Source organism: Nocardiopsis sp. TRM 82005 (genome assembly GCF_056312425.1).
Map to the genome: position 1 here is coordinate 1 of NZ_JBWDTQ010000021.1, position 14,694 is coordinate 14,694.

Here is a 14,694-nt window from a genome sequence, read left to right on the forward strand (position 1 = left end):
GTGCCCAGTCGTGAGGACGTGGGGCAGGTCATCATCACTCGTGAGTCGGTGCAGGAGCACGTCAACCCCACCATCGTCCCGAGGGACCAGCAGCGCCGTACCCGCCAGGAGAAGTCCGCCTAGGCGGTGTTTTCCGGGAGGGGCTCCGCTTCGCGCCCGCCCGGAGCTACGACGAACATGTGAAGGGGCGCCCCGGCCGGGGCGCCCCTTCCGTCGTCCGGGTCCTGCCGGGACAGTCGGGCCTACTCCTCCAGCACCGTCGCCATGCGCACGATCTCGGTGTTCTGCTCAGCGATCAGGTCGTTGGCCATCCGCAGCACCGTCTGGTCCTTGCCCTCGGCCAGCACGTCCTCGGCCATGCCGACCGCTCCCTCGTGATGGGTCGTCATCAGTTCCACGAAGAGCCGGTCGAACTCGTCGCCCTCCGCGTCCGCCAGCCGTTCCATGTCCTCCTCGGAGGCCATGCCCTGCATGTCGTCGTGGTCGACCTCCAGAGCGCACGCGGGCACGTCGCCGTCCTCGTCGTGGTGGGTGCCGTCGCCCTCCAGCCCGCAGAAGTCCTGGTGCGCCGGGTTCTCCCGGGCCGGGCCGAAGACGTTCTCCTCCAGCCAGCTCTCCATGGCGGTGATCTCCGGTCCCTGAGCGGAGGAGATGCGGTCGGCGATGCGCTCGATGCCGTCGCGCTCGTACCGCTCCGTGACCAGGTCGGTCATCTCCAGAGCCTGCGCGTGGTGTTCGATCATATGCACCAGGTAGGTGACGTCGGCCTCGTTGTGGCCCTGTTCCTCGGCGAGGGCGGCGATCTGGTCCGCGGTGGCGGGCGATGACGACTCCCCGGGCGCACCGGGGGCGATGACGTTGGCTGATTCCTGCTCGCCGTCGTCGCCCGTACAGGCTGAGGCTCCGAGCAGCACGAGAGCGGTTCCGGCCGCGAGTGCCAGGCGACGCACGAGATGTCCTCCGATGGGGGTGGGGCGTGGACGGGGCGCCCCCTGGGGGCAACGTCCTGCGGGATTTCTACTCACTCGGTGGGTACTTTGTCCAGTCCTGAGTGCATGTTGGCACCGTTTCGTTCAGCTCCGCGTCGCTCGGCGGTACTCCTGTCGTGTCCGGCGGGTTACGGAGGTCCGAGGGGTGTCCGGTGCGCGAGTGGACGGCGGAGCGAATGCCGTGTACTCGCTCAACCATGACGGGACGTCATCTGATCTGGGGTTTCGGATCTGCTATAAGCTGCCACATCATCAGGCCGAAACTGAGGACTGTGCGGCGTGCAACGGTTCGCGCATCCGGGTGTCCGGGCTGCTTCGCGCAGTCCTGGTACCGGGACGGAGCCTCGGCCGCCGGTCTCACCGTTCCCGACGGGCCCCGGGAGACCGGCTGTCTCGACCATGGTCCCCGGGAGCCGGGGAGCCTGACTGGGGCGGAGATCGCGCGGATGGGGGAGTCCGGTCCGTGACCGCGGCCGCGTCTTCCCCCGCCTGACCGCGGTCCGGTTCGGGGCAGCGCGCCCCCGGGGCGGTTCCGGTACACCGAAGCGCTTTCCGAAACGTTAGGCGCGTTGCGTCAACAGATCAGGTCAGGTCGACACCGTGTTAACAAGCAGGTTTCTTTTGTCTCCCCCTATACATATTGATGTTGAACTGTGTACGTTCTTCCTGTTTCACTCCAATCAGAATCAGGAGTACACAGGATGGCGGCATCCCCCTCCCCCTCGTATCCCTCAGCCCCCCGCTCACGGAACTCCAGACGTGGACTGGCGGGACTCACCCTCGCAGGAGCGGCGGCCCTCGTCGCCGGCCTTCTCGGCCCAGCCTCGGCCTCGGCCGACGACACGTTCGTCAGTGACGCCGACACCAGCTCCAACGTCACTCATGTGGCCAACGTCCCAAAGACCGAGGCGATGAGTGACTTCAACTCCGACCTCGCCTTCACCGGTGACTACGCCATCGGCGGCAACTACAACGGTTTCGTCGTCTACGACATCTCCGAGCCGGAGGACCCCCAGGTCGTCTCGGAGGTCCTGTGCCCCGGCGGCCAGGGCGACGTATCGGTCAGCGGGGACCTGGTGTACTTCTCCGTCGACTACCCGCGGGAGAGCACCGAGTGCGGCGCCCCCTCCGTGTCCACCACCGACCCGGACGGGTTCGAGGGCGTGCGGGTCTTCGACATCTCGGACAAGGCCAACCCGCAGTACGTGTCGGCGGTGCGCACCGACTGCGGTTCGCACACCAACACGCTGGTCCCGGGCAAGGACGGCGAGCACGACTACGTGTACGTCTCCTCGTACTCGCCCTCGTCGAGCTTCCCGAACTGCCAGCCGCCGCACGACAAGATCTCCGTCATCGAGATCCCGGTCGACGACCCGGCCGAGGCCAAGCTCCTCGACGCCCCCGTGCTCTTCCCCGAGGGCGGCAACAGCGGCACCGCGGGCTGCCACGACATCACCGTCTACCCCGAGCGGGACATCGCCGCTGGCGCCTGCATGGGCGACGGCATCCTGATGGACATCTCCGACCCGGCCGCGCCGGTGGTCACCGAGCAGGTCCAGGACGAGAACTTCGCGTTCTGGCACTCGGCGACCTTCACCAACGACGGCAAGAGCGTGCTGTTCACCGATGAGCTCGGCGGTGGCGGTGGCGCCACCTGCAACGAGGACATCGGTCCCGAGCGCGGTGCCGACGCGATCTACGATGTCGGCGGTGAGAAGGGCTCGCCCGACCTCCGGTTCCAGAGCTACTACAAGCTGCCCCGCCACCAGGACGACACCGAGAACTGCGTGGCGCACAACGGTTCCCTGATCCCCACCCCCGGCCGTGACTTCTTCGTACAGTCCTGGTACCAGGGCGGCGTCTCGGTGATCGACTTCAACGACCAGAAGAACCCCGAGGAGATCGGCCACTTCGACCGCGACTCGATCGACGACGACAACCTCGTCCTGGGCGGCTCCTGGTCGGCCTACTACTACAACGGCTACGTCTACTCCTCCGACATCACCCGCGGGCTCGACGTCCTCAAACTGGACGACCCCCGGTTCCGGGTGGCCGAGCAGGTCCGGATGGAGGAGTTCAACCCCCAGTCCCAGCCCGAGTACAGGCCCGGGCGGGGCAACGGCCGCTGACCGTACCCGATGAGCGTCCCGGACATCACGCGTGATCCGGGGCGCCCCCGAACGTCCTCCGGCTCCCACGGGAGCGGACGACGTCGCGAAGAACAGGGGTCGTGGCCGTGTACGCCGCGGCCCCGACGCGTCCATCCCCACATCCCCTAGTACACACGGGAGAACTCATGCCAGCATCCGCAGCGCCGAGGGCCCGAAGAGGTCTGCGGCGCACCGCGGCCCTCGGAGCCACCGCGGCGGCGTCCCTGCTCGTCGGACTCCTCGGCCCGGCCAGCGCACAGGCGGACGAGGCCCCCGCCGACAGCATCCACAGCTCCAACATCACGCACGTCGCCCACATGCCCAAGCCCTCGGCCGTGAGCAACGTCAACTCGGACCTGGCGTTCACCGGTGACTACGCCATCGGCGGCAACTACGACGGTTTCGTCGTCTACGACATCTCCGAGCCGGAGGACCCCCAGGTCGTCTCGGAGGTCCTGTGCCCCGGCGGCCAGGGCGACGTATCGGTCAGCGGGGACCTGGTGTACTTCTCCGTCGACTACCCGCGTGAGAGCACCGAGTGCGGCGCGTCCGCCGTCCCGGTCACCGATCCGGACGGGTTCGAGGGCGTGCGGGTCTTCGACATCTCGGACAAGGCCAACCCGCAGTACGTGTCGGCGGTGCGCACCGACTGCGGTTCGCACACCAACACGCTGGTACCGAGCAAGACCGGTGACAGCGACCTGATCTACGTGTCGTCGTACTCGCCGTCGGCGGACTTCCCGAACTGCCAGACGCCGCACGACAAGATCTCCGTCATCGAGGTGCCGCATGGGGCGCCGGAGGAGGCCGCGGTCGTCAACGAGCCGGTGCTGTTCCCCGACGGCGGCAACCACGACCAGGACGGTCTGCTGCTGCCCACCCAGGGCTGCCACGACATCACCGTGTACGCCGAGCGGGACATCGCCGCGGGCGCCTGCATGGGCGACGGCGTACTGATGGACATCTCCGACCCGGTGAACCCGGTCGTCACCGAACGGGTCCGGGACGAGAACTTCGCGTTCTGGCACTCGGCGACCTTCACCAACGACGCCAGGACCGTGCTGTTCACCGATGAGCTGGGTGGCGGCGGCGCCCCCACCTGTACCGAGGAGATCGGTCCCGAGCGGGGCGCCGACGCGATCTACGAGATCGGCGGCGAGAAGGACTCCCCGGAGATGGACTTCGCCAGCTACTTCAAGATCGACCGCCACCAGGGCGACCAGGTGTGCGTGGCGCACAACGGCTCCCTGGTCCCCACACCGGGCCGTGACTTCTTCGTACAGTCCTGGTACCAGGGCGGTGTCGCGGTGATCGACTTCAACGACCCCGAAAACCCCGAGGAGATCGGCTTCTTCGACATGGACTCCCGTGTCGAGGAGGGCGTGCAGGACAACGACACCTGGTCGACGTACTACTACAACGGCTACGTGTACTCGTCCGACATCGTGCGCGGCCTGGACGTCCTTCGTATCGACGACCCGCGCGTGCGCGCGGCCGAGCAGGTCGAGATGGAGGAGTTCAACCCGCAGAACCAGGAGAGCTACCGGCCGGGCCGCGGTAACGGCAGGTAGAGAGGGCGGACGACACCTTGAGGGGCGGCCCCGGCGGGGGCGGCGCTTCGGCGCCGCCCCCGCTTCCCGTGGTCGCGGACCGCGCGGTCCACACGGTGTCCGCGCGGCTCAGCCGAAGAGGCGGTCTGTGGGAGCGTCCACGGCCTCCAGGATCCGGCCGGTGAAGTAGACCGTGCCCAGGGCCAGCACGTGCGTGCCGAGCGCACGCAGGACCGCGGGGGAGAGGTCGTCGGCGTCCATTCGGCCCCAGTGGTCAGGCAGGGCGTGCTCGAACCGCAGGTGGGCCTCGGGCAGGCGCACGGCGGTCACCGGCAGATCGCCCAGGACCTCCACAGCTCCGGACACGTCCTTGTGGTCGGGCAGGCACAGCAGTACGCGGTCCACCCGGCCCCACAGCCCGTGGGCGTGGGCCAGCGCGGTGGCGACACCGTTGCGGTCGATGGAGGAGTCCACGAGGACCTCCGCCTCCCCGGTGCTCCCGCCGCCACTCCCGCCCTTCCGGGGCGGCTCGCCGTCCGTCACACCGGCGGGTACGGCGTGACGGGACAGCCTGCCCGGCAGCCGGACGGTACCCAGCACGTCGTGCAGCCGCTCCCGGTCCAGCGGCGGCAGCCCCAGGTGGTCCAGCATCAGCGCGGCCGCGGCCGTTCCCAGTACCCCCGACGCGGCGGACAGCCCCGGCGGGCGCAGCGCGGTCGGCGGCTCCACCCCCGGCCGCTCCGGTACGGCCACCTCCGCGCGGACCCGGCCGCCGGTGGCCTCGGCCAGGGCGGCGTCGACCTCGGCGGCCACCCCCGCGGCCTGCGGCAGGCGCACCAGCGCACGGGTCCGCTCCCCGACGACCCGGGTCTTCTCCCGGGCGATCTCCTCCACGGTGTCGCCGAGGACCCCCAGGTGCTCGGCGAAGACCTTCCCCAGCGCGACGACCTCAGGACCGGCCAGACGCAGCTCGTCGCGGTGACCGCCCATACCGGCCTCCAGCACGCACACGTCGGCGCCCTCGCGGGCGTGCAACAGCCCCGCGACCAGGAACAGCCCGCTCGGCGCCAGATAACCGCCGAGCTCCTCCACTGACGGAAGGCCACGGCGTGCGGCGTCGATTCGGCTGCCCAGCGCGTCCAGCTCGGCACCGGTCACCGACGCTCCGTCCATCCGCACCCGCTCGCGGTAGGACCGGAAACTCGGTCCGGTGACCAGGACCGTGCGCAGTCCGGACGACGACAGCGCCGCCGCCGCCGTGGTCGCGGCGGTGCCCTTGCCCTTGGACCCCACCACCCCCAGCACCGGGGTGCGTTCGGCGTCCAGCCCGAGGGCGCGCATCAGCGCCGCGGCGCGTTCCAGGCTGCGGACCTGCCCGGGGCGCCGCTGCGCCCACTCGGTGAAGAAGGGGTCAAGACTTGGCATAGCACCAGTATGGTCTGTGCGACATACGCCACCGATCCTTTACCCGGCGCACGTGCCCAGGTGGGGGCGCGTACACTGACGCGGGTGCACACCCCGAACCCGCGAGACACCGAGACAACGTGAGTGACGCCAGCGCCGAGCAGCGCTACAACGAGGTGACCGCCGAGATCTTCTCTCGCGCACCTGAGTCCGACATCGATCCTCGTCTGGACCGGGTCCGCACCCTGCTGGACCTTCTGGGCGACCCGCACCGTAATTTCCGGGTAATCCATGTCACGGGCACCAACGGCAAGACATCCACCGCCCGCATGATCGACGCGCTCATGCGCGCACGTGGGCTGCGTGTGGGCCGCTACACGAGCCCGCACCTGCGCACCGTGCGCGAACGCGTCGTCATCGACGGGAAGCCGGTGTCCCAGGAGCAGTTCGTCGAGGAATACGACGACATCCGCCCCTACATCGAGATGGCCGACTCGATGAGTGACACCCCGCTGTCGTTCTTCGAGATCCTCACCGTGATGGCCTACGCCGCCTTCGCCGACGCCCCCGTGGACGTCGCCGTGGTCGAGGTCGGCATGGGCGGCCGCTGGGACGCCACCAACGTCGTCGACGGAGACGTCGCCGTGGTGACCCCGATCGGTATCGACCACACCGAGTACCTGCCCGACACTCTGGAGGGCATCGCAGAGGAGAAGGCGGGCATCATCAAGCCCGACTCCGTGGTGGTCATGGCCCAGCAACCGCTGCCCGCCGCCGAGGCCCTCCTCCGTAACGCCTCCGAGGTCGGGGCCCAGGTGGCCCGGGAGGGCCTCGAGTTCGGTGTCACCGCCCGCGAGGTCGCCGTGGGCGGCCAGCAGGTCGACGTCAAGGGCCTCACCGGCAACTACGAGAACCTGCTCCTCCCGCTCTTCGGGGAGCACCAGGCCGGAAACGCAGCCGTCGCCATCGCCGTGGTGGAGGCGTTCTCCGCTGGCGAGGACGCCGATGGCCTGGACCCGGAGATCGTCGGTGAGGCCTTCGCGGAGGCGGACTCCCCGGGCCGCATGGAGATCGTGCGTTCCAGCCCGACCGTCATCGCCGACGCCGCGCACAACCCCGCCGGGATGATCGCCACCGTCGCGGCCGTGGATGAGGCCTTCGCCTTCTCCCGGCTGGTCGGAGTGGTCGCGATCATGGCCGACAAGGACGTCGAGGGGATTCTCGACCCCCTCGAACCACTACTCGACGAGATCGTCGTCACCCGTAACTCCTCACCGCGTTCCCTTGACCCGGAGCGGCTGTCCACCGTCGCTCAGCACGTCTTCGGCGAGGACCGCGTGCACGTTGCTCCCCGGCTCGACGACGCCATCGACCAGGCCGTGGGCCTGGCCGAGGAAAGCGGTGAGTTCGGCGGGTCCGGTGTACTGGTCACCGGCTCGGTCGTCACCGCCGGTGACGCCGTCCACCTGCTGCGCGGCGCGGGGGAGTGACGGGTCGGACGACCCACTACGAAGGGAACCTGCCGTGCGTGTAGTCTGCGCCGTCATCCTGATGTTCGAGGTCATCGTGATCGGCCTCTTCATCCCCGTCGCCATCTCCCTGGAGGGGATGGCCCCGGCCCTGGCAACGGGTCTGTGGGGCGGGATGGCCGCCGCCGCCCTCGTGCTCTCCGGTCTCCAGAAGTACCGTTGGGCGCACTACGCCGCCTGGGTGCTACAGGCCGCGTTCCTGTTCACCTCCTTCCTGGTCTCCGGGGCGATGCTGATCGCCGTGGTGTTCGTGTCCCTGTGGGTGACCGGCGTGATCCTGGGCCGTCGCACCGACGAGATGAAGTCCGCGCACCAGGCCCGGGCCGAGGCGGAGGCCGCCCAGGAGGAGGGGGAGGCCGGCGATGCCGTGACCTCCGCGCCGTCGCGGCAAACGCGATAGTGTGACGCACGTCCGGGCGGGCGGTCAGCCCGGGGAAGCACTCCCCCTCCTCGGCCCCCGCTTCCGTGACCCATCACCCGACCCCTCCGCGTGCGGCCGATGCCGTGGGCGAAGCACCCACGTGTGCCACGCGGAGCCCCAGTGAGGAGTTGACACGCACGTGGAGCGCACTCTCGTTCTCATCAAGCCGGACGGCGTCCGCCGCAACATCGTCGGCGAGGTCATCTCGCGCATCGAGCGCAAGGGCCTGCACCTGGTCGCGATGGAGCTGCGCACGCTCGACACCGAGACCGCCAAGACGCACTACGAGGAGCACACCGAACGCCCGTTCTTCGGCTCCCTCGTCGAGTTCATCACCGGCGGTCCGCTGGTGGCCATGGTGGTCGAGGGCGAGCGCGCGGTGGAGGCCTTCCGTGCGCTGGCCGGTGCCACCGACCCGGTGACGGCCTCCCCCGGCACCATCCGCGGCGACTTCGCGCTGGAGGTGCAGCAGAACATCGTCCACGGCTCGGACTCCACCTACTCCGCCGAGCGCGAGATCAAGCTGTTCTTCCCCGACCTGTAGGCAGGACGGGAGCGGGCCGCGGGTTCTTCGGCATGGGACCCGCGGCTTTGACGTGCGGGGGGACTTCTTCTGATTCGTCCGTCGTCGGGGCAACAATTCGGTGTGTTTGCGTAACGGTCTAAGTGCTGACCGTTACGATACGGGGGACTGGATACCTATCGTGCCGGAACGACTACGTATGGTCGCTCCGCGTCACCACGCCCGACACGGCGCCTCTGAGGACGTTACATGCCGAACAACCTTGCTTTTCTCGGCCGGGACATGGCCGTCGACCTTGGTACCGCCAACACGCTCGTGTACGTGCGCGGACGCGGCATCGTTCTGAACGAGCCGTCGGTGGTCGCGCTCAACACCTCAACGGGCAGGATCGTCGCTGTCGGCATCGAGGCCAAGCAGATGATCGGCCGCACGCCGGACAACATCACGGCCATCCGCCCCCTGAAGGACGGCGTCATCGCCGACTTCGAGATCACCGAGCGCATGCTGCGGTACTTCATCCAGAAGATCCACCGGCGGCGCCACTTCGCCAAGCCGCGCCTGATCGTCGCCGTCCCGAGCGGCATCACCTCGGTCGAGCACCGCGCCGTCAAGGAAGCGGGCTTCCAGGCGGGCGCGCGCAGGGTCTACATCATCGAGGAGCCCATGGCCGCCGCCATCGGCGCCGGGCTCCCCGTCCACGAACCCACCGGCAACATGGTCGTGGACATCGGCGGCGGCACCACCGAGGTCGCCGTCATCTCCATGGGCGGCATCGTCACGTCCCAGTCCATCCGGGTGGGCGGCGACGAGCTCGACCAGGCCATCACGACCTTCGTCAAGAAGGAGTACTCCCTGATGATCGGGGAGCGCACCGCCGAAGAGCTCAAGATGGCCGTCGGCTCCGCCTACCCCACCGGCTCCGAGGAGGTCCGCGCCGAAGTGCGCGGACGCGACCTCGTCAGCGGCCTGCCCAAGACCATCGTCCTGGCCGAGACCGACGTACGCCAGGCCATCGAGGAACCAGTCACCGCCATCATCGACGCGGTCCGTACCAGCCTCGACAAGTGCCCGCCGGAGCTGTCCGGCGACATCATGGACCGCGGTATCGCCGTCACCGGCGGCGGGGCCCTGCTCCGCGGACTCGACGAACGGCTCCTGCACGAGACCGGGATGCCCATCCACATCGCCGACAACGCGCTCGACTCCGTCGCCGTCGGCTCAGGCACCTGTGTCGAGAACTACGAGCGGCTCCACCAGGTCCTCGTCCCCGAACGGAGGCGATGACATGTTCCGAGACTCATCCAGATCACGACTGATCCTGGCCGTGCTCCTCGCGGCCGCCGTGGCCCTGCTCGTCCTGGACGCCCGTCCCGGCGGCGATCCCGTCACCTCCATGGCCCGCGCGGGCGGCGAGCTCGTTTTCGCGCCCGCCGCCGCGGGAGTGGGATGGGCGACCACGCCCGCGGCCGCCCTCTACGACGGGCTGCGCCGGGGCCCCGGGACCTCCGAGCGCGTCGCCGAACTGGAGCAGGCCAACGCCGACCTGGAGGCCCGGCTCCAGGCCGCCCGCATCGACGAGCGGCGCGCGGACCAGCTCGACGCGCTCCTCGACCTGGCCGGGTTGGGCGATTACGAGATCGTCGCCGCCCAGGCCGTCACCCGTGTCACCGCGCGCGGCTACGCCGACACGGTCACCATCGACGCCGGGACCGAGTCCGGTGTGAACCCGGACATGACCGTGGTCAACGACTCCGGGCTGGTGGGACGTGTGACCGAGGCCGGTCCGCACACAGCCACCGTCATGCTCGCCACCGACGTCAACTCCGCGGTCGGCGCGCGTCTGGAGGCCACGCGCAAGATCGGCGTGGTCAACGGCGGGACCGTCTCCGGCGGTCCCGACGCCGAGCTGACCCTGGAGCTGTTCGACCTGGAGGCACCGGTGGAGCCCGGCGACCGGGTGGTCACGCTCGGATCGCACGAGGGAGCGCCCTTCGTGCCGGGCGTGCCCATCGGCACCGTGGACGACGTGCAGGTGGCGCCCGGCGCGCTCAGCCGTATCGCCCGCATCACCCCGGCCGTGGACTTCACGTCCCTGGACGTGGTGGGCGTGGTGGTGCGGGGTCCCGACAAGGATCCGCGCGACTCCGTGCTCCCGCCCCGACCCGACAAGGGGGACAGGTCATGAGGACCGTAGCGACCCTGCTCGCGGTGTCTGTCGCCGTGCTCGCCCAAGCCACGATCATCAACCGGCTCCCGTTCGAGTGGGGGGCCGGGCCGGACCTGGTGGTCGCGGTGGTCGCCGCGGTCGCCCTGACCACCAGCCCCGCCGCCGCGGCCGGGTGCGGTTTCGCCGCCGGGCTGGCCATGGACGCCCTCCCGCCCGCGGAGCATGCTCTGGGCCGCTACGCCCTGGTCCTGTGCCTGGCCGCCTACGTACTGGCCCTGTTCCACAGGAACGCCGGTGTGGACGACCTCCTGAGCGGGCGGCCCTCGGTGTGGTCGGCGACGGGAGCCGTCGCCGCCACGGCCCTGGGAGTGGGCCTGGGGTACGCGGCGGTCGGCCTTCTCATGGGCGACCCGCGGGTTTCGCTGGCCGCCGTCGCGGTCAACGTTCTCATGGGAACCGCCCTCACGGCCCTGGCCGCACCGCTGGTCGCGTTCCCACTGCTGTGGATGCGCGGCGCGCTCGCCGACGACGGGTACGCCACGGTCCACGGCCCCGTGCCCTCGGGCAGGTGGTGAGCCGTGCGCAGAGCACCCGTCGACGACTTCGAACTCCCGGGGCGCAAGCTCGGCCGGATCGGGATCATCATCGCCCAGGTCCTGGTCGTGACGCTTTTCGCCGTCCTGGCCGCCCGGCTGTGGTACCTACAGATCCCGATGTCGGACCACTACCGCGACCTCGCGGTGGCCAACCACCACCAGCAGCTCATCGTCCCCGCCACACGCGGGCAGATCCTCGACGCCACCGGCCGCCCGATGGTGAACAACCGGACCGAGCTGGTGGTATCCGGCGACTACCACGAGCTCATGGGTATGAGGGAGAACGGGAAGAAGGTCCTCGGCGACCTGTCCGAGGTGCTCGACGTACCGCTGGAGGAGCTCCAGCAGCGCATGCGCCTGTGCGGGCCCGAGGTGAGCCGGCCCTGCTGGCCTGGTTCGCCCTACCAGCCCGTCACCCTCGCCGAGGACGTGGAGCCGTCCGTCGCCCTGCAGATCATGGAGCGCTCCGACGACTTCCCCGGCATCAGCGCTCAGGCCCACGCCGTCCGCGAGTACCCGCAGGGCGAGCACGGCTCCCAGATGCTGGGCTACCTGCAACCGGTCACCCAGGAGGAACTCGAGGCCCGCGAGGACCTGCGCACCCAGTTCACCGGTATCGACCAGGTGGGCCGTGACGGGGTGGAGGCGGTCTATGACGCACAGCTGCGCGGCACCGCTGGCAAGCGGGTCCTGGGTGTGAACAACCACGGCGAGGTCATGGACATGATCTCCGAGACGCCTCCCGAACCCGGGAAGCACCTGGTCACCCACGTCGACCTGGGCGTGCAGAAGATCGCGGAGGAGGCGCTGGCAGAGGGTATGGCCAACGCCCGGCCCCGCTACAAGGCCGACTCCGGCGCCGCCATCGTCCTGGACGTGCGCACTGGCGGGGTTGTGGCCATGGCGAGTCTGCCCACCTACGACCCGGCGATCTGGCGCGGCGGCATCGACCAGGAGACCTTCGACCGGATGCTCAGCGCGGAAGCGGGCGAGCCTCTGCTCTCCCGGGCGGTGCAGGGCACCTACCCGCCGGGCTCCACGTTCAAGGTCTCCTCGCTCTCGGCGGCCGCGGAGAGCGGGTACTCGCTGCGCAGCACCTACGCCTGCCCGGGCTCGGTGACCCTGGCGGGGCAGAACTACGAGAACTACGGAGGCCAGGGGCACGGGCCGATCGACCTGCACAAGGCCATCGTGGTCTCCTGTAACACCGTCTTCTACAACTTCGGCTACCAGATGTGGCAGAAGGACGGCGGACTGCATCCCGAGGGAGAGCCCGAGGAGGCCATGGCCAACATGGCGCGCGGCTTCGGCTTCGGCTCCCCGACCGGGATCGACCTGCCCTACGAGACCGGCGGGCGCATCCCGGACCGCGAATGGAAGCGCACCTTCTGGCAGGAGACCAGGGAGAACAACTGCCACCGGGGCGAACACGGCTACCCGGACGTCGCCGAGACCGATCCCTCGCGTGCCGCCTATCTCAAGCTCCTGGCCTACGAGCAGTGCGTGGAGGGCTTCGAGTGGCGGGCGAACGAGGCCGTCAACTTCGCCATCGGCCAGGGCGACGTACTGGTCAGCCCGCTCCAGCTGGCCAACGCCTACGCGGCCGTCGCCAACGGCGGCACGCTCTACGAGCCCCGCATCGGCCGGGCGCTGGTCTCCGCTGACGGGTCGGGCATGGAGGAGATCGAGCCGGCCGTGCGCGGTCAGCTGCCAGTCGGCGACAAGACCATCGACTACCTACAGGAAGCGCTCACCGCTGTCCCCAAGGAGGGGACCGCCCGCGGCGCGTTCGTCGGGTTCCCGCAGGACAAGGTGTCCATCGCGGGCAAGACCGGTAGCGCCGACGTGGAGGGACGCCAGGTCTCCTCCTGGTTCGCCTCCTACGCGCCCGCCGACGACCCGCAGTTCGCCATCGTCGTCCTGGTCTCCCAAGGCGGTACCGGCGGTATGACGGCGGCTCCCATCGCCCGCACCATCTACGACGGCATCTACGGGTTCGAGAACCCGGGCGCCGCCGCGGCCGAGGGGCAGGACGGACCCGGGCCCGGCAAACCGCTGCTTCCGGGCGGAAAGCCGCCCGAGGAGCTGCCCACCATCCGTCCCGACGGTTCCATCGACGTCCTGGATCGGTAGCCATGACCACATACCTGGGAGCGCCCCGAACGCGAAGCGCCGAGCTCGGGCGCAGCGCGGCCGGCCTCGCGCGCCGTCTGGACTGGACGCTGGTCGTGTCGGTGGCCGTCCTGTGCGCCGTCGGTTCGCTGCTGGTGTGGTCGGCGACCCTGCCGGGCGACGGCAGTGATCCGATGGACTCCACCGGCCACCTGCGCCGCCATCTGCTCCACCTGGCGGTGGGGTGGGTGCTGTGTCTGCTGGTGGCCTCGGTGGACCACCGGACGGTCCGTGCGTACGCGCCCCTCGCCTATCTGGCCACGGTGGTCGTGCTGGCCCTGGTGCTCACTCCGCTCGGTGCGGTGATCAACGGGTCGCGCGGCTGGATCGTGGTCGGCGGGTTCCAGTTCCAGCCCAGCGAGCTGGCCAAGGTCGGGCTGATCCTGATACTGGCCACGCTGCTGGGGGAGCCGCGTGACGGCGAGGTCCGGCCGATGACGCGGGACGTGCTGTTCTGCCTGGTGGTGCTGGCGGTGCCGCTGGCGCTGGTGATGTCCCAGCCGGACCTGGGCACCACGCTGGTGCTCGGCGCGATCTTCCTGGGGATGCTCACGCTCTCGGGAGCTCCGATCGTGTGGGTGGCGGGCATGCTGGTGTGCGGCGCGGCCGCGGCGTTCTGCGTGTGGTGGTTCGACCTGCTGGAGCCCTATCAGCTGGACCGCCTCGCGACCCTGATGGATCCGGCGGCCGATCCGCAGGGCGCGGGGTACAACTCCAACCAGGCGCTGATCGCGGTGGGGTCGGGCGGGTTCAACGGGACCGGCCTGTTCCAGGGTGAGCAGACGCATGGGCGGTTCGTGCCCGAGCAGCACACCGACTTCATCTTCACGGTGGCGGGCGAGGAGCTGGGGTTCGCGGGATCGGTACTGGTCATCGGCCTGTTCACGCTGATTCTGTGGCGGATCCTGCGGATCGCCCAGGGGTGTGAGCAGCCCTACCCGCGCCTGCTCTGCGTGGGAGTGGCCGCCTGGTTCGGGTTCCAGACCTTCATCAACATCGGGATGGGCCTGGGGATCATGCCGGTGACGGGACTGCCGCTGCCGTTCGCCTCCTACGGCGGTACCGCGATCGTGGCGAACATGCTCGCCCTGGGACTGGTGCTGGGGGTCAACTCCCGGGACCGGGGCTTCGCGTAGCGGAGCGCGGGCTAGGGGAAACGACGGAAAAGCCGTGACAAGGGCCTGTGTACGAAG

At 69.6% G+C, this 14,694-nt stretch carries 12 protein-coding genes; 10 read left to right on the forward strand and 2 right to left on the reverse strand.

What is annotated here, in order from left to right:
- Positions 1-242: 242 nt before the first annotated feature.
- Positions 243-950: a DUF305 domain-containing protein gene (locus AC0T5L_RS17125; protein ID WP_476166497.1), complete on the reverse strand. Its 708-nt coding sequence runs from the start codon at positions 948-950 to the stop codon at positions 243-245.
- Between the two features lie 740 nt (positions 951-1,690).
- On the opposite strand from AC0T5L_RS17125, the gene AC0T5L_RS17130 reads away from it, so the two are divergent.
- Entirely contained in the window at positions 1,691-3,118 is a 1,428-nt protein-coding gene (locus AC0T5L_RS17130; protein ID WP_476166498.1) for an LVIVD repeat-containing protein, read from the forward strand.
- 167 nt (positions 3,119-3,285) lie between these two features.
- On the forward strand, positions 3,286-4,710 hold the full coding sequence (locus tag AC0T5L_RS17135; RefSeq protein WP_476166499.1) for an LVIVD repeat-containing protein: 1,425 nt from the start codon (positions 3,286-3,288) through the stop codon (positions 4,708-4,710).
- Between the two features lie 108 nt (positions 4,711-4,818).
- On the opposite strand, the gene AC0T5L_RS17140 is transcribed toward AC0T5L_RS17135, so the two are convergent.
- Positions 4,819-6,114 carry a folylpolyglutamate synthase/dihydrofolate synthase family protein gene (locus AC0T5L_RS17140; RefSeq protein ID WP_476166500.1) on the reverse strand — a complete coding sequence of 432 codons (1,296 nt, stop codon included), beginning with the start codon at positions 6,112-6,114 and terminating at the stop codon, positions 4,819-4,821.
- A gap of 119 nt (positions 6,115-6,233) precedes the next feature.
- Here AC0T5L_RS17140 and AC0T5L_RS17145 point away from each other — a divergent pair, with 119 nt between their 5' ends.
- From AC0T5L_RS17145 to rodA, 8 genes are all read left to right on the forward strand, one after another.
- The gene (locus AC0T5L_RS17145; protein WP_476166501.1) at positions 6,234-7,583 is read left to right on the forward strand and encodes a bifunctional folylpolyglutamate synthase/dihydrofolate synthase; all 1,350 of its coding nucleotides are present in this window, start codon (positions 6,234-6,236) and stop codon (positions 7,581-7,583) included.
- Positions 7,584-7,617: 34 nt separating this feature from the next.
- Positions 7,618-8,022 carry a DUF4233 domain-containing protein gene (locus AC0T5L_RS17150; RefSeq protein ID WP_476166502.1) on the forward strand — a complete coding sequence of 135 codons (405 nt, stop codon included), beginning with the start codon at positions 7,618-7,620 and terminating at the stop codon, positions 8,020-8,022.
- A 160-nt stretch (positions 8,023-8,182) separates the two neighbouring features.
- Positions 8,183-8,587, forward strand: a complete 405-nt coding sequence (gene ndk / locus AC0T5L_RS17155) for a nucleoside-diphosphate kinase (protein ID WP_476166503.1) — start codon at positions 8,183-8,185, stop codon at positions 8,585-8,587.
- Positions 8,588-8,815: 228 nt separating this feature from the next.
- Positions 8,816-9,850 (forward strand): rod shape-determining protein, encoded by a 1,035-nt coding sequence (locus AC0T5L_RS17160; protein ID WP_476166504.1) that lies wholly within the window; start codon positions 8,816-8,818, stop codon positions 9,848-9,850.
- Between the two features lies 1 nt (position 9,851).
- Positions 9,852-10,751 carry a rod shape-determining protein MreC gene (gene mreC / locus AC0T5L_RS17165; protein WP_476166505.1) on the forward strand — a complete coding sequence of 300 codons (900 nt, stop codon included), beginning with the start codon at positions 9,852-9,854 and terminating at the stop codon, positions 10,749-10,751.
- Positions 10,748-11,308 carry a rod shape-determining protein MreD gene (mreD, locus tag AC0T5L_RS17170; RefSeq protein WP_476166506.1) on the forward strand — a complete coding sequence of 187 codons (561 nt, stop codon included), beginning with the start codon at positions 10,748-10,750 and terminating at the stop codon, positions 11,306-11,308. Before mreC ends, mreD begins: the two co-directional genes overlap by 4 nt.
- Before the next feature lie 3 nt (positions 11,309-11,311).
- Positions 11,312-13,462 carry a penicillin-binding protein 2 gene (gene mrdA / locus AC0T5L_RS17175; RefSeq protein WP_476166507.1) on the forward strand — a complete coding sequence of 717 codons (2,151 nt, stop codon included), beginning with the start codon at positions 11,312-11,314 and terminating at the stop codon, positions 13,460-13,462.
- 2 nt (positions 13,463-13,464) lie between these two features.
- A complete protein-coding gene (rodA, locus tag AC0T5L_RS17180) occupies positions 13,465-14,637 on the forward strand; it encodes a rod shape-determining protein RodA (protein ID WP_476166508.1) in 1,173 nt (390 codons plus the stop codon).
- Positions 14,638-14,694 lie beyond the last annotated feature (57 nt).

Coding starts and splice junctions, on each gene's coding strand:
- AC0T5L_RS17130 (WP_476166498.1), top strand. CDS start 1,691: ATGGCGGCATCCCCCTCCCCCTCGTATCCCTCAGCCCCCCGCTCACGG.
- AC0T5L_RS17135 (WP_476166499.1), top strand. CDS start 3,286: ATGCCAGCATCCGCAGCGCCGAGGGCCCGAAGAGGTCTGCGGCGCACC.
- AC0T5L_RS17140 (WP_476166500.1), bottom strand. CDS start 6,114: ATGCCAAGTCTTGACCCCTTCTTCACCGAGTGGGCGCAGCGGCGCCCC.
- AC0T5L_RS17160 (WP_476166504.1), top strand. CDS start 8,816: ATGCCGAACAACCTTGCTTTTCTCGGCCGGGACATGGCCGTCGACCTT.
- mreC (WP_476166505.1), top strand. CDS start 9,852: ATGTTCCGAGACTCATCCAGATCACGACTGATCCTGGCCGTGCTCCTC.
- mreD (WP_476166506.1), top strand. CDS start 10,748: ATGAGGACCGTAGCGACCCTGCTCGCGGTGTCTGTCGCCGTGCTCGCC.
- rodA (WP_476166508.1), top strand. CDS start 13,465: ATGACCACATACCTGGGAGCGCCCCGAACGCGAAGCGCCGAGCTCGGG.